Raw genomic sequence first — 16,114 nt, forward strand, 5'->3', positions numbered from 1 at the left:
ACGTTCCTTAAAGTACAGGGCTGTATCTTATTAAGATCACCGTAGGGTCCCGCGATAAGATACGCAAGTGAATCTCAAGCACCGTGCCCCCGGTGGCGCCTCCCGCCGGCGCGGCCCCGCGCTGGAGGACGCGATCCTCGACGCCGCCTGGGACGTGCTGGTCGAGCACGGCTATCACGGCTTCACCTACGAGGCCGTCGCCGCCCGCGCCGGCACCAGCCGCCCGGTGCTCTACCGGCGCTGGCCGCGGCGCGACGACCTGCTGCTGGCCACCCTCGCCAAGTTCTGGCGGCTGATCGACGTGCCCGACACCGGCAACCTCCGCGACGACGCCATCGGCTTCCTGCGCAACGCCGGGGACGACCGCGCCGGCATGCTGACGCTGATGAGCGTGCAGCTCGCCGACTACTTCCGCGACACCGGCACCAGCCTCACCGAGCTGCGCGACACCCTGCTCCCGCCCGGCCACGCGACCGCCTTCGAGACGATCGTGGGGCGCGCGGTCGAGCGCGGCGAGCTGCCCGGCGTGCCGCGTTCGTCCAGGGTGGTGAACCTGCCGTTGGACCTGCTCCGGCACGACATGCTGGTGACGATGCGCAGGGTGCCGGATGAGTCGATCATCGAGATCGTGGACGAGGTCTGGCTGCCCCTCCTGGCCGCGCCCACCGCCTGACCGGCGGCTACCAGGGCCGGCGAGATCTCCCCCGCCCTCGCCCCCGGGCCGGCGCTCGGCACCCTGTTCAGGCCCCGCCCGGCGGGAGCGGCCGCCAGGCCGGGTCGCCGCGCGGGTCAGTCCACGTAGTAGTCGCGGATCTCCCAGAACCGGGAGGGGTGGCCGTCGCAGGTGAACTGCACGGCCTCCAGGTTGTTCGCGGTGCTCACCCCGCCGGCGATCGTCAGGCACTTGCCGGTCTGGACGTTGCGGAACTCGACGTACTGGCCGACGCGGTTGCCGAGCGCCCAGTAGCGCGAGGGGTGGGTGTCGCAGGTGTACTGGAGGGCGACGACGTTGTTCGCGGTGCTGACGCCCCCGGCGATCGTCAGGCACTTGCCGGTCTGCCGGTTCCTGACCTGAAGGGCCGCGCTGGAGTAGCCCCAGACGTCCCAGCGGCGGGAGGGGTGGCTGTCGCAGTCGTACTGGACGGCGTGGACGTTGTTCTCGGTGCTGAGGCCCCCGGCGATCGTCAGGCACTTGCCGGTCTGCCGGTTCACGAGCTGGACGTTGGACGCGGCCCACACCGCCGAGGCCGACGCGGGCGCCGGGGCGGTGGTGAGGGCGAGGACGAGGAGTGGGGCGACGACGGCCGCCGGGCGAAGGAAGTGTGTCTTCATGCGACCAAGCGTGCGGCCGCCGGGCCCGTACGGCCTGAGTAGCGCGTACTCAATGTACGCCGGCGGGGGTTGCGTCCCCGGACGATCATGAACCAGGATCGGACCATGACAACACGACGAGTTCAAGGGAGGGTCTTCGGCGAAGTCGCCGACGAGTACGACAGGGTCCGGCCCGGCTACCCGGCGGAGCTGGCGGCCGACGTGCTGGCCTACGCCGGGGCTCCGGCGCTGGAGGTGGGCGCGGGCACCGGGAAGGCTACGGAGCTGTTCGCGGCGAGCGGCATCGACATCGTGGCCACCGAGCCCGATCCGGCCATGGCCGCCGTGCTGGCCCGGCGGTCGGCCGACCGGCCGAACGTGACGGTCACCGTCTCCACGTTCGAGGAGTACGTCCCCGAGCGGGCGTTCGGGCTGCTGTACTGCGCCCAGGCGTGGCACTGGGTCGACAAGGAGGTGCGCTGGCAGCGCGCCGCAGCGGCGCTCGCACCGGGCGGCGGCCTCGCCCTGTTCTGGAACATCGACTGGCCCGCCGACGACGGGGTGAGCGCGAGGCTGCTGGCCGCGCACGAGAGGTTCGCCCCGCACATCAGGCCCAACACCGGCCCGATCGCCAGGCCGATCGGCGAGGAGGCCGGGGCCCGCGAGTGGGCCGCGGAGATGGGGCTGCCGCCCGAGTTCGGGGACCTCGGCACCCGGCTCTACCGGTCGGAACGCACGCTCCCGGTGGCCGACTACGTCACCCTGCTGTCCACCCAGTCGGCCTACCGCATCCTGGACGAGGACGTGCGCGAGAGGTTGTTCGGCACGCTCCTCGACACGCTCGGCGACCACGTGCGGGTGAACGTCGAGACGGCCCTCTACCTGGCCCGCCACCTCCCCTGACCGGCGGCACGGCACGGACGGGCACACCCCGTCACGGCTGGGCCCTGCCGGTCGCCCACGCCCATGCCGCGATCATGACGCGGTTCCTGGCGCCGATCTTGCGCTGGACCGTGGCGATGTGGTTCTTCACCGTTCCCGGGGACAGGAAGAGCTCGGCGGCGATCTCGGCGTTCGTCCGCCCCTGAGCCACCAGGGCCACGATCTCGTCCTCCCGCCCGGTGAGCACCACGTCCGAGACCTCCCGCTGCGGGCCGCTGCCGCGCAGCAGCCGGACGGTGAGCTGCGGGCTGATGAGCATGTCGCCGTTCATGGCCGCCCGGACGGCCTCGACGAGCAGCGCGGGGCCCGAGCGTTTGAGCACGAAACCGGCGGCGCCGTGCCGCAGGGCCGCCTGGACGTACTCCTCCAGCCCGAACGTGGTGACGACCACGACGTGGATGCCGGTGCCGGACAGGGCGCGGGTCACCTCGATGCCGTCGGCGCCGGGCATGCGGATGTCGGCGAGCACGACGTCCGGCCGGACGGCGAGGGCGGTGTCGATCGCGGTGCGCCCGTCGGCCGCCTCGGCCACCACGGTCATGTCGGGCTGGGCGTCGAGGATCAGGCGGAAGGCGCCGCGGATGCCCTCCTGGTCGTCGGCGACGAGGATGCGGGTGCTCACCCGGGAGATTGTCGCAGCGGCAGCCGCGCCGCCAGCGACCACCCGTCCGGTACGGCCCGTGCGACCAGCTCGCCCCCCTGCTCCGCCACGAGCGCGGCCAGGCCGGGCAGCCCCGAGCCGCCACGGGGGCGGCGTGCCGCGCCGGCCGCCCCGTCGTTGGTCAGCGTGATCTCCAGGACGTCGCCCTGCGTGGTGACGGACAGGTCGATGCGCCGGCGCGCGGCGCGTGCCGCCGGATGTTGGTCAGCCCCTCGATGACGATCCGGTAGGCCAGCGCCGCCGTCTCCGCCGGAACGGCCGCGACCGGGTCGATCCGCACGCCGATCCGCGCCGGTCCGGCGGCGGCGAAGCGGGCGCCGGCCTCGGCGATGCCGCCCAGGTCGCCGACGGGGCCGAGGGGACGGTCGTGGTGGAGCATGTCGAGCGTGCGGTCGAGCGTGGACAGGGCCCGCTGACCGGCCTCCTCGACGCGCTCCAGCGCCCGCAGCGGATCTCCCGCGACGGTGCCCGCCTGGGCGTGCGCGACCATCTCGCTGATGTCGTGGGCGGGGAAGTCGTGCAGGTCGCCGGCCAGCCGCAGCCGCAGGAGGGTCCGGGTGTCGGCCACCGCCCGGTCCTGCCGTACGTCGAGCAGGCGCAGGTAGCCGCCCACGGCGGCGGCGGCCAGCACGCCCGTCCCCCAGAACGCGCACGCCCCCAGCGCCTCCAGCGGCGAGGCCGGCGTGAAGACGCCCGGCCGGGTTCGTCTCGATCGCCGTCTGCTACCACCGGCGCCGCCGGGAGACCTCGCCCCGGACGGCGGTCAGCCCGCGCTCTGCCGCTCGGGCTCGATGAGCACGACGACCCGCTCCTCCTCGCGCGAGTAGGGACCGCCGATGTACTTCTCCGCGATCCGGTCGACGATCTCCCAGCCCGGCTCGCCCTCGATCCACTCCACGACCCTGCCCCTGATGAGCACCGGCTGGAACGGGTTGCCGGGCGGGGTCAGGGAGAGCGCGAGCCGGGGGTCGCGCCGCAGGTTGAGCGCCTTGCGGGAGCGCGGGCCGGTAAGGATCGCGACACGGTCGCCGTGCGTGCCGATCCAGACCGGGACGGAATGGGGAGCGCCGTCGGGCAGGACGGTGGCGAGGTGGGCGATGGGGGTGCCGTCGAGCACGCCGCGCACGTCGGGGTCGAGCTTCATGGTTCTCTCCGGTATCTGGCGAAGTTCCTTGAGGAGACTCCGTAACCGTAGCACCCCGAGTTCCTTCAGGGAACCCCACAGAGGTAGACTGCCGCCATGCAGCGCACGAATTTCGCGGAGATGGCCTGCTCCATCGCACGTACCCTCGACGTGATCGGGGAGCCGTGGTCGCCGCTGATCCTGCGGGACGTATGGGCCGGGGTGCGACGGTTCGACCAGCTCCAGGCCGACCTCGGCATCTCCCGCAAGGTGCTGACCGAGCGGCTCAACCACCTCATCGACCACGGCGTCCTCGAACGCCGCCCCTACGACCGGCGTCCGCGTCACGAATACCACCTGACGGCCAAGGGCGCCGAGCTGGTCGACCTGCTCATGGTCATGGCCGGCTGGGGGGACAAGTGGCTCGCCGGGGAGGCCGGGCCGCCCGTGCTCTACCGCCATCACGGCTGCGGCGAGATCAGCGCCGTGGACCTGCGCTGCGCCCACTGCGGCGCGCCGATGCACGCCGGCGACGTCGACCTGCTGCCCGGCCCCGGCGCGGCGGATCGGCCGAACGGCGAGGAGGATCGCACTTTCGGCTGATCCCGGCCCCGGACGCCGATCAAGATGATCTCCCGTGACCATCGACGTCACACAGGGAGTCCGACATGAGATCGACCGGATGGCGGCGGGCACTGGCGCCCGCCGCCGGTTTGTGCCTGATCCTGACCACCACGGCCCAGCCCGCGACGGCGGCGCCGGCCCTCGCGGACGCCGGAAGCTGGACGGCGACCTGGGGCAGCGCGATGCAGCGCCCCACCAAGGGCACCGCCGACACCGGCCCGAACTGGTCGCTGTCCGGGTTCGACGACCACACGGTCCGGCAGGTGATCAGGGTGACGGCGGCGGCCCCCGAGCTGCGGGTACGCCTGTCCAACCGGTACGGCACCAAGCCGCTCAGGCTCTCCGGCGCCACGGTCGGCAGGTCGGCCGGCGGCGCGGCGGTGTGGCCGGGCAGTTCCCGCCCGCTGCGCTTCGGCGGCCGGACGCGGACCGAGATCCCGCCCGGCGGCCAGGCCGTCAGCGACCCGGTCGCGCTGCCCACCTCGCCGCTGGAACGGCTGGCCGTGACGCTGCGCCTGCCCGGAGCGACCGGCCCGGCCACCTTCCACCGGTTCACCACCGCGACCTCCTACCGGGCCTCCGGCGACCGGCTGTCGGACCTGGGCGGCGCGACGTTCACCGAGTCCACCGCCGCCTGGTACTACCTGACCGGGGTGGAGGTCGCCGCCGCCGCGCCCGCCGTGGTGGCCTTCGGCGACTCCCTCATCGACGGCGTCGGTTCCGGCCAGGGCGCCGAGACCAGGTTCACCGACCAGCTCGCCGAACGTCTCGTCGCCGCGGGCAGCCCGGCCTCGGTCGTCAACGCCGGGATCGCCGGCGGCAGGCTGCTGAACGACTCCTCCTGCTTCGGCGACAACGCCCTGGCCCGTCTGGGCCGTGACGTGCTGGACCGGCCGGGCGTCAAGGCCGTCGTCGTCCACCTGGGTGCGAACGACCTGGCCTATCCGCGGCTCGACGACGCGTGCGCCAGGCCCAATCCGAAGGTGGGCGTGGAGCGGCTCATCGCGGGTCACCAGCGGCTGATCGCCGCCGCCCGCGCCCGCGGGATCAGGACGGTCGGCGTCACGGTCATCCCGCTGCGGGGGGCGCTGTTCCCGTTCTGGACGAAGGAGATCGAGGCGGCCCGGGTGGCGCTCAACCGGTGGATCCGGACGAGCGGCGCCTACGACGTCGTCCTGGACGCCGACCGCGCGATGTCCGACCCGGCCGCGCCGGACCGGCCCAGGCCCGGCTACGTCTTCATGGACGGCCTGCACCCGGACGACGCGGGCGCCCACGCCATCGCCGCCGCCCTCGACCTGCGCCGCCTGCTCTGACGGACGGTAAACCGGTGGCCCGGGCCACGGACGGCCTGGGAACCTGAGCCATGCCCCCCACGGAACCGAGCACGTACCGACCCGGCGGAACGGCGCTGGTGGTCACGATCCCCGAGGCCGAACCGCTGGTCGGCCACTGGCGCTCCCGGCTGGACGCCGCCGCGGCCGACGGCGTCCCCGCGCACGTGACGATCCTCTACCCGTTCCTCGATCGCGACCGGCTGGAGGAGGTGGCGCTCGGCCGGCTGATCGCCGCCCATCCGGCGTTCGACGTGCGGTTCACCGGGTGCGGCAGGTTTCCCGGCGTGCTCTACCTCGCGCCGGACCCCGAGCGCCCGTTCCGGGAGCTGACGGAGGCGGTCGCGGGGCGGTGGCCCGAGGCGCCGCCTTATGGGGGCAGGTTCGCCTCGATCGTCCCTCACCTCACGGTCGCCGACCAGCAGGAGCCGGAGCTGCTCGACCGCGTGGAGGCCGAGCTGATCGCGGGGCTGCCCCTGACGGCCCGGGTCCGGGAGGTCCGCCTGCTGGTCAGCGACGGCCGCCGCTGGCGCGAGGACCGGGCCTTCGCGCTCGGGCGCGCCTGACCGCCCGAGGTTCGTCACTTACGGTGTCTTTGCCATTCCTTGGAGTTACGATCTGGAAGGTCGTCTTCCCCTGATCGATCATGGAGTGCCGCATGGAGCGAACGGTTCTGGCCGCCGTCACCGAACACCCCGACGCCGACTCGGCGCTCGCCGAGCAGCTCCGCCGGGTGTGCGCCGAGATGGGCGAGCTCGGGCTGCAGGTGCGCTGGACCCACCGCACGGCCGACGCCCTGGCGGTGGTCGGGTCCGACGCCTCGCTCACGGCGATCCTGGCGGCCTGGGACGCACCCGGCGCCGACGACCTGCTGACCGCGGTGGCCAGGCGTTTCCGCGGCCTGCCGGTCTTCCTGATCACCCAGGACCAGGAGCTCCCGCTGTGGGTGTACGAGGTCATCCAGGGCTACGTCTTCCCGCTGGAGGACACCCCGCAGTTCATCGCCGGGCGCATCGCGCACGCCGCCGACCAGTACGCCGACGAGATCCTGCCGCCGTTCTTCCGCGCGCTGCTGCACCTGGAGGACCATCACCCCTACTCCTGGCACACCCCGGCGCACGCGGGGGGCGTGGCGTTCCTGAAGTCGCCCGTGGGCCGGGCGTTCTTCGACTTCTACGGCGAGCGGCTGCTGCGCACCGACCTGTCGATCTCCGTCGCCGAGCTGGGCTCACCGCTCGACCACACCGGGCCGATCGGCGCGGCCGAGCAGAACGCCGCCCGCGTCTTCGGCGCCGAGCGCACGTTCTTCGTGGTCAACGGCAACTCCACCGCCAACCGCATCGTCGGGCACCACGCGATCGCCCGCGACGACACCGTCCTGGTCGACCGCAACTGCCACAAGTCGATCCAGCACGCGCTGGCGATCAGCGGCGCGCGGCCGGTCTACATGGTTCCCGAGCGCAACGGGCTGGGGCTGGCCGGGCCGATCCCGGCCGCCGCGCTGGAGGCGTCCGCCGTCCGGGCGCGGGTGGCCGCCCATCCGCTCGCGGCGGGCGACCCGGCGTACGCGGTCGTCACGAACTCCACCTACGACGGCGTCTGCTACGACGCGGTCCGGGTGGCCGAGCTGCTGGGGGCCGGCGTGCCGCGGCTGCACTTCGACGAGGCGTGGTTCGCCTACGGCCGGTTCAACCCGCTCTACGCCCGCCGGTACGCCATGTCGGTCGACGAGCACACGCTGCCCGGCCCGGAGCGTCCCACCGTGTTCGCCACGCAGTCCACGCACAAGCTTCTGGCGGCGCTTTCCCAGGCCGCCATGTTGCACGTCCGGCCCTCGCCGCGGGCGCCGGTCGACTACGACGCGTTGAACGAGACGTACCTCATGCACGCCTCGACCTCCCCGCTGTACCCGATGATCGCCTCGCTCGACGTGGCCGCGGCGATGATGGACGGCCCGTCGGGGTCCTTCCTGACCGGGGAGGCGATCGTCGAGGCGGTCCGGTTCCGGCAGGCGATGACCCGGCTGGCCGCCCGCATCCGCGAGGACCGCCGCCGGCCCGAGTGGTTCTTCGGCCTCTGGCAGCCGCCGTCGGTGATCGACCCGCACACCGGCCGCGCCGTGCCGTTCGCCGACGCCGACCCGGCGCTGCTGTGCGCCGAGCCGCGCTGCTGGGTGCTGGAGCCCGGGGCCGCCTGGCACGGGTTCGACGGGATGAGCGACGGCTACGCCATGCTCGACCCCGTCAAGGTGACGATCACCTGCCCCGGCGCGGACGCGGCCAGGGGCACGCTGGAGTGGGGCATCCCGGCCAAGGTCGTGGCCGCCTACCTCCAGCGGCGCGGCATCGTGGTGGAGAAGACCGGCGACCACACGCTGCTGGTGCTGTTCTCCATGGGGATCACCAAGGGCAAGTGGGGCACGCTGATCGACGCGCTCACCGACTTCAAGAACGCCTACGACGACGACAAGGCCCTGGCCGACCTGCTGCCCGGGTTCGGGCCGTCCGGGGTGTCGTTGCGGACGTTCTGCGCCGAGGTCCACGCCAAGCTGCGCGACTCGGGGGTGGGCGCGCTGCTCGACCGGGTCTTCACCGCGCTGCCCGAGCCGGTCTCGACGCCCGCCGACGTCTACCAGGCCATGATCCGCTCCCGTACCGAGCGGGTCCCGCTGGCCCGGCTCGCCGGGCGGGTCGTGGCCGCGACCGTGGTGGTCACCCCGCCCGGGATCCCCATGCTGATGCCCGGCGAGGCGACCGGCGCGGCCGACGGGCCGCTGATGAGCTACCTGCGGGCCCTGGAGGACTTCGACCGGGCCTTCCCCGACCTGGCCACCGACATCCACGGCGCCCACCGCGACGGCGAGGGCCGCTACTGGGTGGAGGTCGTCCGCGACTGACGCCCCCCGCCGGGCTCGGAGCCGGTCAGGGCAGGGCCGGCACGGCGGGCTGGGCGTCGGTCCAGCCGACCTCGGCCAGGGTCGTGACGGAGGACTTCCCCTTTCCGCCGGGCCCGGACAGGTGCTCCTCCGACAGCAGCGCCGTCCTGCCGGTGTCGACGATCAGCCGGGTGGTCTCCCGCACCGCCGCCTTGCCCGTCCCGTTCAGCGTGTCGATCACGACGACGGCGCCGGACCGGCCGAGCTCGTCCTTGGCGTTGCCGTCGGCGCGCACGCCCGGCATGGTGAGCATCCCCTGGTAGGCGGCGTCGCGGACCTCCTTCGGCGCGGGCAGGACGTGCAGGAGCTGGGGCAGCGTCGAGGCGACCCAGCCGGGCAGGGCGCTTTCGGGGATCCGGCTGACCCGGCCCGCCCTGGTCAGCCAGTCCTTCAGCCGGGCTGGGTCGGCGGGCAGGCGCTGGACCTCGTCGTAGGTCAGCCACTGCCCGGCCAGCTCGAACTGGTTGCGCTCGCGCACGCTCCCCACGTGGCCCTTGGTCGGCTCGGTGGACAACCGCACGGTCTGCCCGTCGATCGACTCGCTCCACTTGCGGGGCGAGCCGTCACGTTGCCACGCCTTCTTGTCGGCCGCGGTGCGCGGGGTCGTCCCCAGGTCGCGGTAGGCGTACCAGGCCCTGCCGTCGGGGGTGCTCCACCGTTCGGTGATCTGTCGCTTGACCAGCGAGTACGGGTTCGAGCCGGTACCGAACCGGCCGGGCTGCGGCATGGTGAGCAGTTCCTTGACGTGCCAGTAGGCGCCCTCCGGCGGGGCCGCAGCGACGGGCGCCGATGTGCCCAGGGCCGCGCCCACGGCCAGCCCCAGGCCCGTGACGACCAACCGGCGGAACGTCGCCGCCCCTGTCCATGAATGCGAAGTCATGACCCTCCATACGCCTGAGCCCCCCGAACGGTTGCCCGCCGTCTCGTCCTGCCCTCGGGGGCAACCGCCGCGAGGGCCCAGGCGTATAAGGAAGCGTGAAATCGGACAGACAGCCTTGAGCGCCACGGAACACGACTTCGGCGCGTTCGTGGCCGCACGTGCCACGAGCCTGCTGCGGGTCGCCTACCTCGCCTGCGGCGACGAGGCGGAGGCCGAGGACCTGCTGCAGACCGCGCTGGAGCGCACCTACAGGAACTGGGACCGGGTCCGCCACGACAGCCCCGAACCGTACGTACGCCGTGTCATCGTCAACGCCGCCATCAGCCGGGCCCGCCGCCGGGCGATCCTGAGGATCATCCCGATGCACAGCCCGCCGGACACGCCGGACCGCGCGACGGACACCGACCTGCGCCAGGTGCTCATGGACGCGCTGCGCGCCCTGCCGCCACGGCAGCGGGCGGTGATCGTCCTGCGGTACTGGGAGGACCTCAGCGAGGCGCAGACCGCCGAGGTCCTCGGCTGCTCGGTCGGCACGGTCAAGAGCCAGGCGTCGAAGGCGATGGCCAAACTTCGTTCGTCCATCGGACGCGAGACAGTGGAAGGAGTGATCAGGAATGCCCACGCTTGAGGAGGAGCTCCTCCGGCTCATGACGGAGGAGACCGCGCGCCTGCACGCCGCGCCCGACCTGGTGGAGCGGGTGGTGCGCGGGTCCCGGCGGAGAAGGACGAGGAGCCGGATCGCGGCGGTGTCGGCGTCCGTGGCCGTCGTGGCGGCGCCCGTCGCGTACCTGGGGATGGGCACGGTGTCGACGACGGGCGGCCAGGTCACGGTCTCCGTGACGCCGGAGCCGCCCGCCATCGACGACACCCCGCCCCAGCCGTCCGAACCGCCGAGCCTCGGCGACCTGGGCGACGGGAAGGCGTTCGGGCACGTCAAGGTGGGCTACCTGCCCGAGCGGCTGCGGTGGTCCCGCTGGTCGGTGAACTTCGGCGACAAGTACACGACGGCCTACATCCACAAGGGCGACGACCCGGGCTCCTACCGCGTGCAGATCTACATGTACGAGCAGGCGACCGTCGAGGAGGTCGCCGACCGCATCGCGACCTACCGCGACGAGGGGGACGGCGAGGAGGTGACCATCGGCGACCGCACCGGCTACCTGGTCGTGCAGGACGTCGGCGAGGACGGCATGAAGGGCACCCCCACCCTCTTCCTCAGGATGGGCGACCGGCAGTGGGCCGAGATCATGTTCAGCCCGGTGTACGCCGCGGAGTTGCGCGACGCCGAGACCGTCACCGCCGAGCTGAGGAGGATGGCCGAAGGGCTCACCTCCACCCTGTGACCGCCTCCGCGGGGCCGGCGGCCGGGCGTGCGCGGCACAATACCTCGGGGGGTATATTGGCAGTGGAGGTGGAGCGAGTGGACATGAACGCGGCCGTCCTGGCCGACGCGCTCACCCGGCTCAAGCGGGCCCACGGCCAGCTCGGCGGGGTGATCGCCATGATCGAGAACGGCGACGACTGCGAGCGGGTGCTGACCCAGCTCGCGGCGGTCTCCAAGGCCCTGGACAGGGCGGGATTCAAGATCATCTCGACCGGCCTGCAACAGTGCCAGATGGCCCGCGAGCGCGGCGAGAAGCCGTCGATCACGCCGGAGCGGCTGGAGAAGCTGTTCCTGGCCCTGTCCTGACCCCACCCAAGGGCATCCGAAGGCGACGGCGAGAGCCGTACGCCGGAGTATGCCCTTATTTTTGCCCGGCGCATACCCCATAGGGTATCGCTGGGTAGGAACGTCCCCGACCGGAATCCGACCGCGACGACACGAAGGCGGCGAAGACGATGAGCACGATCCACATCGAGGTGGTGGCGACCTCGTCCCTGGGCGACCGTAGCTACCTGGCCCACGACGGGCAGGTCGCCCTGGTCGTGGACCCGCAGCGCGACTTCGACCGGATCCTCGCCCTGGCCGGACGCCTCGGCGTGCGCATCACCCACGTGGCCGAGACCCACCTGCACAACGACTACGTCTCGGGCGGCCTGGCCCTGGCCAGGGTGACCGGCGCCGCCTACCTGGTCGCCTCCGACGAGACCGTGCGGTTCGACCGCCGGCCGGTCTCCGACGGAGAGGAGATCACGCTGTCCGGCGCCATGACCGTCCGGGCGGTGGCCACCCCCGGCCACACCTTCCACCACCTGTCGTACGTCCTGACCGGCCCGGACGGCCCCGAAGGCGTCTTCACCGGCGGCTCCCTGCTCTTCGGCACCACCGGCCGCACCGACCTGCTCGGCGCCGAGCATGCCCACGACCTGGCCCACCGCCAGCACACCTCGGCGCACCGCCTGGCCGACCTGCTGCCCGACGGCGCCCAGGTCTGGCCCACGCACGGCTTCGGCAGCTTCTGCTCGGCGACGCAGGCCGACGCCCCGGCCTCCACCATCGGCCGCGAGAAGCAGGCCAACCCGGCGCTGCGCCTGGAGGCCGACGACTTCGTCGCCCAGACCCTCGCCGGACTCGACGCCTACCCCGCCTACTACGCCCACATGGGCCCGCGCAACGCCGAAGGCGGCGGCCCGATCGACCTCACCCCCGTCCGGACCGCCGACCCCGAGGAGCTCAGGAAGCGGATCGCGGCCGGCGAATGGGTGGTGGACCTGCGCTCCCGCAAGGCGTTCGCCAGCCGCCACCTGACCGGCACCCTCAGCTTCGGCCTGGACGGCCCCATGTCCACCTGGCTCGCCTGGATGGCCCCCTGGGGCGCGCCGATCACCCTCCTGGGCGAGGACGCCGGGCAGGTCGCCGCCGCCCAGCGCGAGCTGGCCCGCATCGGCGTCGACCGCCCGGCCGCCGCCGCGACCGGCGACCCGGACCAGTGGGCCGGCCGCCAAGACGACCGGCTGGACGAGCTGGCGGTGGCCACGTTCGCCGACCTGGCCGCCGTCCGGGCCGGGCGCGCCCCCGCGCACCTGCCCGCCCCGGACGTCGTGCTGGACGTCCGCATGACCAACGAATGGCGGGCCGGCCACGTCGGGGGCGCCACCCACATCCCGCTGCCCGACCTGCCGCACCGCCTCGCCGACGTGCCCGCCGGCACGGTGTGGACGCACTGCGGCTCCGGCTACCGGGCCGCCGCCGCGACCAGCCTGCTGGCCCGCGCCGGACGCCGCGTCGTGCACATCGACGACGCCTACGCGGCCGCCGCCGAAGCCGGCCTGACCATCACCGACGCCGACGACTGATCAGCGGCCGGGGCCCGGGACGCGCGCGGGCGGTCAGGGATGGGCGTGGCGGTCGAGGCCGAGGGTGGCGATCAGGTCCTCGTGCAGCTCGAACCAGACGCGGTGGCAGGAGTCGACGTCGGTGCGGTCCACCCAGGCGCCCTCCCCGTTGCGGGCGCGGGCCAGGGCCGCGGCGAAACGGGTGTCGTACCCGCCGAACCGGGCCAGGACGCCGGTCAGCCGTTCGGCGAGCGGCTGGAGGGCGCGGCCGACGACGGTGAGCTCGTGCAGGATTCGGGCGTCCCAGGCGGGGTCGGAGTGGTCGTTGACGGCGAGCCGGTCGCGGCCGTCCGGGCGGAGTTGCCAGTCGGTGCACGCCTTCAGCAGGAGGGCGTTCAGCGGGAGGAACTCGCGGTAGACGCCGTGGACCTCCTCGGCGCCGCCGGCGAGGTCGAGCTCGGCGGCGAGCCGCCGTTCGTCCTCGGCCCGGCCCGCCTCGGTCAGCGACCAGCCGCCGGTGCCGGCGAACGAGGTGTGGCTCACCCAGCCGCGTGCCTCGGCGTCGCGCAGCTCCTCCTCCGTCTGGGCCACGCCGAGCGCGTACCGCCGGGCGATCACGGGGGTGTCGGCGAAGCCGGTGACGCGTACGGCGTGCAGCACCAGCAGGTCGGGCGCGGAGGTCCGGGTCATGCGCCGGCCTCCTGACGGGCGGTCAGCCGGGTGTAGTGCTGCTGGCAGGCCTGCGGCGAGTTGAACCCCATCGCCTCGGCCATCTGCGCCCAGGTCAGCCCGGCGCTGCGGGCCGTGAACAGCAGGGCGGACTCGATCGCCTCGACCTCGGCGCGCGCGGCCGGCAGCAGGGCGAGCGCGCTCAGGGCGTCCTCCTGCCCCAGGTCGGCGTTGCGCCAGACGGCGAACCGCACCAGGTCGACCGCCGACGGCGGGACGGGCGGGGGTTGCCAGGGACGGGGGTCGAGCCGGTCGGCGCCCAGGGCCAGGAGCCGCCGACGCGCCTCCTTCTCACGCTGGGCCTGGAGATGGTCGGCCCGCGTGACGTGAGCCTGGTCGTGGTTGCGTTCCATGCGGGACATGATTCACAATCAGCGGGACATCGTCAACATTTTGTTGAAGGGCGGGCGGATGATCGTACCCCTCAAGGAGGCCGCGGCCGACACCTGCGGGGGCAAGGGCGGGGCGCTCGGCGCGCTGATCCGGGCGGGGCTGCCGGTTCCCGACGGTTTCGTGCTCCCGTTCGCCGCCTACCTCGCCGCGGTCCGCGACCTGGACCTCGGGCGGCACACCGCGGAACCGGACGGTCTCGCCGCGGCGCGGCGGGCGATCGAGGGCCGCCCGGTCCACGCCGGGGTGGTGGAGGCGCTGGCGCGGGCGCTCGCCGAGCTCGGCGACCCGCCCGTGGCCGTGCGGTCGTCGGCCGCCGACGAGGACACCGGCCTGACCTCGGCGGCCGGCCGGTACGAGAGCTTCCTCGCCGTACGGGGAATCGGCGGGGTCACCGAGGCCGTGCGCGCCTGCTGGGCCTCGCTGTTCTCGCCACGCGCCGCCGTCGGCCGCCGGTCCGGCGACGGCCCGGTGACGGCCGTCGACCCGATGATGGCCGTCGTCGTCCAGCGCCATCTGGACGCGGAGGTGTCCGGGGTGATGTTCACCCCCGGCGGGCCGGGCGAGCCCACCGGGATCGAGGCGTCCTGGGGGCTCGGGCCCAGCGTCGTGGGCGGCACGGTCACCCCCGACTCCTACCGCGTCGCCGGGGACGGGTCGGTCGAACGCACCGTCGCCGACAAACGCACCCGGCTCGACCGGGAGGGCGCGCGGCTCGTCCTGCGCGACGTGCCGGACGGCGTCCGGGGGCGGGCGGCGATCGACGACGCGACCGCCGCGCTGCTCGCCGGGCTGGGCGCGGAGATCGCCGCCCTGCGCGGCGGGCCGCAGGACGTCGAGTGGGCCGTCGCCGACGGCCGCGTGTGGATCCTCCAGGCGCGCCCGATCACCGCCGCTCCCCCGCTCCCGGACGCGTTCACCCGCGCCACGGACCGGCCGGCCGGGGCGCTCATCGGGACGCCGGGCAGCCGTGGGGCCGTGACCGGCACCGCGCGGATCGTGCGCGGGCCGGGCGACTTCGCCCGCGTGCTCCCCGGCGACGTGCTCGTCTGCCCCTTCACCGACCCCGCCTGGACGCCGCTGCTGCGCATGGCCGCCGGCGTCGTCACCGAGACCGGCGGCGTGCTCTCCCACGCCGCCATCGTGGCCCGGGAGCACGCCATCCCCGCCGTCCTGGGCGTCCCGGACGTGACCGGCAGGCTCCGGGACGGCACGCTCATCACCGTCGACGGCACCGCCGGCACCGTCACCACCGCCTGACCGAGCACCTGAGAGGGGAGGGGAAGCGGCCCCGCGGGACGCTTCCCCGGCCACCGATGACGACGCGACACCTCTACCTGGCCCGCCATGGCGCGGCAGACGCGTTCGGGCAGCTCACCGACGCGGGACGACGGCAGTCGGCCCTGTTGGGAGAACGGCTGGCCGGCATGCCGATCGACGCCGTGTGGCACTCCCCGCTGCAGCGCGCCGCCGAGAGCACGCGCGAACTCGCCCGGCGCCTGCCGGACGTCCCCGTGGCCGAGGCCGCCGAGCTCGTCGACCACGTGCCGTACGTCCCCGCCCCCGACGAGACGCCCTCTTCCTGGGCCGGGTACTTCGACGGCTTCGACCGGGCGGAGGCCGCCTCGGGACGCGCGCTCGCCGACGCCCTGGTCGCCCGGTTCGCGAAGGTCCCCGACGGGCCCGCGTCCGACGTGCACGAGGTGCTGGTGACGCACGCCGGACAGATCGCCTGGCTGGTACGGCACGCGCTGGACGCGCCGCTGCCCCGCTGGCTCGGCCTGAACAGCGCCAACACCGGACTGACGATCATCGAGTACCGCACCGGGCTGCCCCCCACGATGGTGATGTTCAACGACCTGGGCCACCTCCCGCCCGACCTCCGCTGGACCGGCTTCCCCCAGGGCATGTGGCCGTGAACCCGCGCGTGCCCCCGGACGCGCACCGGCCCGCCGCGGTGGTGCGCGGC

General features: G+C 73.6%; 19 protein-coding genes. 12 read left to right on the forward strand and 7 right to left on the reverse strand.

The genetic code is table 11. The features are described from left to right. Positions 1 to 67 precede the first annotated feature (67 nt). Entirely contained in the window at positions 68 to 673 is a 606-nt protein-coding gene (locus tag ACIHAD_RS39750; RefSeq protein WP_397359945.1) for a TetR/AcrR family transcriptional regulator, read from the forward strand. A 116-nt stretch (positions 674 to 789) separates the two neighbouring features. Here ACIHAD_RS39750 and ACIHAD_RS39755 read toward each other — a convergent pair whose 3' ends face one another. Beyond that, a complete protein-coding gene (locus ACIHAD_RS39755; RefSeq protein ID WP_397359946.1) occupies positions 790 to 1,332 on the reverse strand; it encodes an RICIN domain-containing protein in 543 nt (180 codons plus the stop codon). Between the two features lie 105 nt (positions 1,333 to 1,437). Between ACIHAD_RS39755 and ACIHAD_RS39760 the strand changes: the two genes are divergently transcribed. Beyond that, the gene (locus ACIHAD_RS39760; protein ID WP_397359947.1) at positions 1,438 to 2,214 is read left to right on the forward strand and encodes a class I SAM-dependent methyltransferase; all 777 of its coding nucleotides are present in this window, start codon (positions 1,438 to 1,440) and stop codon (positions 2,212 to 2,214) included. Positions 2,215 to 2,245: 31 nt separating this feature from the next. Here the strand turns inward: ACIHAD_RS39760 and ACIHAD_RS39765 are convergent, their stop codons facing one another. The 3 genes from ACIHAD_RS39765 to ACIHAD_RS39775 form a co-directional block, all read right to left on the reverse strand. Further along, on the reverse strand, positions 2,246 to 2,875 hold the full coding sequence (locus tag ACIHAD_RS39765; RefSeq protein ID WP_397359948.1) for a response regulator: 630 nt from the start codon (positions 2,873 to 2,875) through the stop codon (positions 2,246 to 2,248). A 160-nt stretch (positions 2,876 to 3,035) separates the two neighbouring features. Beyond that, complete coding sequence (locus ACIHAD_RS39770) at positions 3,036 to 3,545, reverse strand: histidine kinase (RefSeq protein WP_397359949.1); 510 nt, start codon at positions 3,543 to 3,545, stop codon at positions 3,036 to 3,038. 132 nt (positions 3,546 to 3,677) lie between these two features. Next, the gene (locus ACIHAD_RS39775) at positions 3,678 to 4,058 is read right to left on the reverse strand and encodes a PPOX class F420-dependent oxidoreductase (protein WP_397359950.1); all 381 of its coding nucleotides are present in this window, start codon (positions 4,056 to 4,058) and stop codon (positions 3,678 to 3,680) included. Between the two features lie 96 nt (positions 4,059 to 4,154). Here ACIHAD_RS39775 and ACIHAD_RS39780 point away from each other — a divergent pair, with 96 nt between their 5' ends. From ACIHAD_RS39780 to ACIHAD_RS39795, 4 genes are all read left to right on the forward strand, one after another. Further along, positions 4,155 to 4,640, forward strand: a complete 486-nt coding sequence (locus ACIHAD_RS39780) for a winged helix-turn-helix transcriptional regulator (RefSeq protein ID WP_397359951.1) — start codon at positions 4,155 to 4,157, stop codon at positions 4,638 to 4,640. A gap of 65 nt (positions 4,641 to 4,705) precedes the next feature. Continuing rightward, a complete protein-coding gene (locus ACIHAD_RS39785; RefSeq protein WP_397359952.1) occupies positions 4,706 to 5,977 on the forward strand; it encodes a GDSL-type esterase/lipase family protein in 1,272 nt (423 codons plus the stop codon). Positions 5,978 to 6,027: 50 nt separating this feature from the next. Further along, a complete protein-coding gene (locus ACIHAD_RS39790; RefSeq protein WP_397359953.1) occupies positions 6,028 to 6,561 on the forward strand; it encodes a 2'-5' RNA ligase family protein in 534 nt (177 codons plus the stop codon). 92 nt (positions 6,562 to 6,653) lie between these two features. Further along, positions 6,654 to 8,891 carry an Orn/Lys/Arg decarboxylase N-terminal domain-containing protein gene (locus ACIHAD_RS39795; protein ID WP_397359954.1) on the forward strand — a complete coding sequence of 746 codons (2,238 nt, stop codon included), beginning with the start codon at positions 6,654 to 6,656 and terminating at the stop codon, positions 8,889 to 8,891. 25 nt (positions 8,892 to 8,916) lie between these two features. Here ACIHAD_RS39795 and ACIHAD_RS39800 read toward each other — a convergent pair whose 3' ends face one another. Further along, positions 8,917 to 9,810: a hypothetical protein gene (locus tag ACIHAD_RS39800; protein WP_397359955.1), complete on the reverse strand. Its 894-nt coding sequence runs from the start codon at positions 9,808 to 9,810 to the stop codon at positions 8,917 to 8,919. A gap of 115 nt (positions 9,811 to 9,925) precedes the next feature. Between ACIHAD_RS39800 and ACIHAD_RS39805 the strand changes: the two genes are divergently transcribed. The 4 genes from ACIHAD_RS39805 to ACIHAD_RS39820 all read left to right on the forward strand — a co-directional run bounded on the left by ACIHAD_RS39805 (position 9,926) and on the right by ACIHAD_RS39820 (position 13,047). Continuing rightward, positions 9,926 to 10,438 carry a SigE family RNA polymerase sigma factor gene (locus ACIHAD_RS39805; protein WP_397359956.1) on the forward strand — a complete coding sequence of 171 codons (513 nt, stop codon included), beginning with the start codon at positions 9,926 to 9,928 and terminating at the stop codon, positions 10,436 to 10,438. After that, a complete protein-coding gene (locus tag ACIHAD_RS39810; RefSeq protein ID WP_397359957.1) occupies positions 10,425 to 11,153 on the forward strand; it encodes a hypothetical protein in 729 nt (242 codons plus the stop codon). The genes ACIHAD_RS39805 and ACIHAD_RS39810 overlap by 14 nt, the downstream gene beginning before the upstream one ends. Before the next feature lie 83 nt (positions 11,154 to 11,236). Further along, positions 11,237 to 11,500 carry a metal-sensitive transcriptional regulator gene (locus ACIHAD_RS39815; protein ID WP_397359995.1) on the forward strand — a complete coding sequence of 88 codons (264 nt, stop codon included), beginning with the start codon at positions 11,237 to 11,239 and terminating at the stop codon, positions 11,498 to 11,500. A gap of 149 nt (positions 11,501 to 11,649) precedes the next feature. Further along, positions 11,650 to 13,047 (forward strand): rhodanese-like domain-containing protein, encoded by a 1,398-nt coding sequence (locus ACIHAD_RS39820; protein ID WP_397359958.1) that lies wholly within the window; start codon positions 11,650 to 11,652, stop codon positions 13,045 to 13,047. A gap of 33 nt (positions 13,048 to 13,080) precedes the next feature. Here ACIHAD_RS39820 and ACIHAD_RS39825 read toward each other — a convergent pair whose 3' ends face one another. After that, a complete protein-coding gene (locus tag ACIHAD_RS39825) occupies positions 13,081 to 13,716 on the reverse strand; it encodes a transcriptional regulator (RefSeq protein ID WP_397359959.1) in 636 nt (211 codons plus the stop codon). Continuing rightward, positions 13,713 to 14,108 (reverse strand): DNA-binding protein, encoded by a 396-nt coding sequence (locus ACIHAD_RS39830; protein ID WP_397359960.1) that lies wholly within the window; start codon positions 14,106 to 14,108, stop codon positions 13,713 to 13,715. Before ACIHAD_RS39830 ends, ACIHAD_RS39825 begins: the two co-directional genes overlap by 4 nt. 58 nt (positions 14,109 to 14,166) lie before the next feature. Here ACIHAD_RS39830 and ACIHAD_RS39835 point away from each other — a divergent pair, with 58 nt between their 5' ends. Next, the gene (locus tag ACIHAD_RS39835) at positions 14,167 to 15,405 is read left to right on the forward strand and encodes a PEP/pyruvate-binding domain-containing protein (protein WP_397359961.1); all 1,239 of its coding nucleotides are present in this window, start codon (positions 14,167 to 14,169) and stop codon (positions 15,403 to 15,405) included. A gap of 56 nt (positions 15,406 to 15,461) precedes the next feature. Next, complete coding sequence (locus ACIHAD_RS39840) at positions 15,462 to 16,064, forward strand: histidine phosphatase family protein (protein WP_397359962.1); 603 nt, start codon at positions 15,462 to 15,464, stop codon at positions 16,062 to 16,064. Positions 16,065 to 16,114 lie beyond the last annotated feature (50 nt).

The organism is Nonomuraea sp. NPDC052265, from assembly GCF_044547985.1.
GTDB lineage: Bacteria > Actinomycetota > Actinomycetes > Streptosporangiales > Streptosporangiaceae > Nonomuraea.

Excerpts from the sequence above, each read along its gene's own strand:
- ACIHAD_RS39840 (WP_397359962.1), top strand. The coding sequence starts at position 15,462 with ATGACGACGCGACACCTCTACCTGGCCCGCCATGGCGCGGCAGACGCG.
- ACIHAD_RS39830 (WP_397359960.1), bottom strand. The coding sequence starts at position 14,108 with ATGGAACGCAACCACGACCAGGCTCACGTCACGCGGGCCGACCATCTC.
- ACIHAD_RS39825 (WP_397359959.1), bottom strand. The coding sequence starts at position 13,716 with ATGACCCGGACCTCCGCGCCCGACCTGCTGGTGCTGCACGCCGTACGC.
- ACIHAD_RS39785 (WP_397359952.1), top strand. The coding sequence starts at position 4,706 with ATGAGATCGACCGGATGGCGGCGGGCACTGGCGCCCGCCGCCGGTTTG.
- ACIHAD_RS39790 (WP_397359953.1), top strand. The coding sequence starts at position 6,028 with ATGCCCCCCACGGAACCGAGCACGTACCGACCCGGCGGAACGGCGCTG.
- ACIHAD_RS39760 (WP_397359947.1), top strand. The coding sequence starts at position 1,438 with ATGACAACACGACGAGTTCAAGGGAGGGTCTTCGGCGAAGTCGCCGAC.
- ACIHAD_RS39795 (WP_397359954.1), top strand. The coding sequence starts at position 6,654 with ATGGAGCGAACGGTTCTGGCCGCCGTCACCGAACACCCCGACGCCGAC.
- ACIHAD_RS39815 (WP_397359995.1), top strand. The coding sequence starts at position 11,237 with ATGAACGCGGCCGTCCTGGCCGACGCGCTCACCCGGCTCAAGCGGGCC.
- ACIHAD_RS39835 (WP_397359961.1), top strand. The coding sequence starts at position 14,167 with ATGATCGTACCCCTCAAGGAGGCCGCGGCCGACACCTGCGGGGGCAAG.
- ACIHAD_RS39780 (WP_397359951.1), top strand. The coding sequence starts at position 4,155 with ATGCAGCGCACGAATTTCGCGGAGATGGCCTGCTCCATCGCACGTACC.
- ACIHAD_RS39820 (WP_397359958.1), top strand. The coding sequence starts at position 11,650 with ATGAGCACGATCCACATCGAGGTGGTGGCGACCTCGTCCCTGGGCGAC.
- ACIHAD_RS39755 (WP_397359946.1), bottom strand. The coding sequence starts at position 1,332 with ATGAAGACACACTTCCTTCGCCCGGCGGCCGTCGTCGCCCCACTCCTC.
- ACIHAD_RS39800 (WP_397359955.1), bottom strand. The coding sequence starts at position 9,810 with ATGACTTCGCATTCATGGACAGGGGCGGCGACGTTCCGCCGGTTGGTC.
- ACIHAD_RS39775 (WP_397359950.1), bottom strand. The coding sequence starts at position 4,058 with ATGAAGCTCGACCCCGACGTGCGCGGCGTGCTCGACGGCACCCCCATC.
- ACIHAD_RS39810 (WP_397359957.1), top strand. The coding sequence starts at position 10,425 with ATGCCCACGCTTGAGGAGGAGCTCCTCCGGCTCATGACGGAGGAGACC.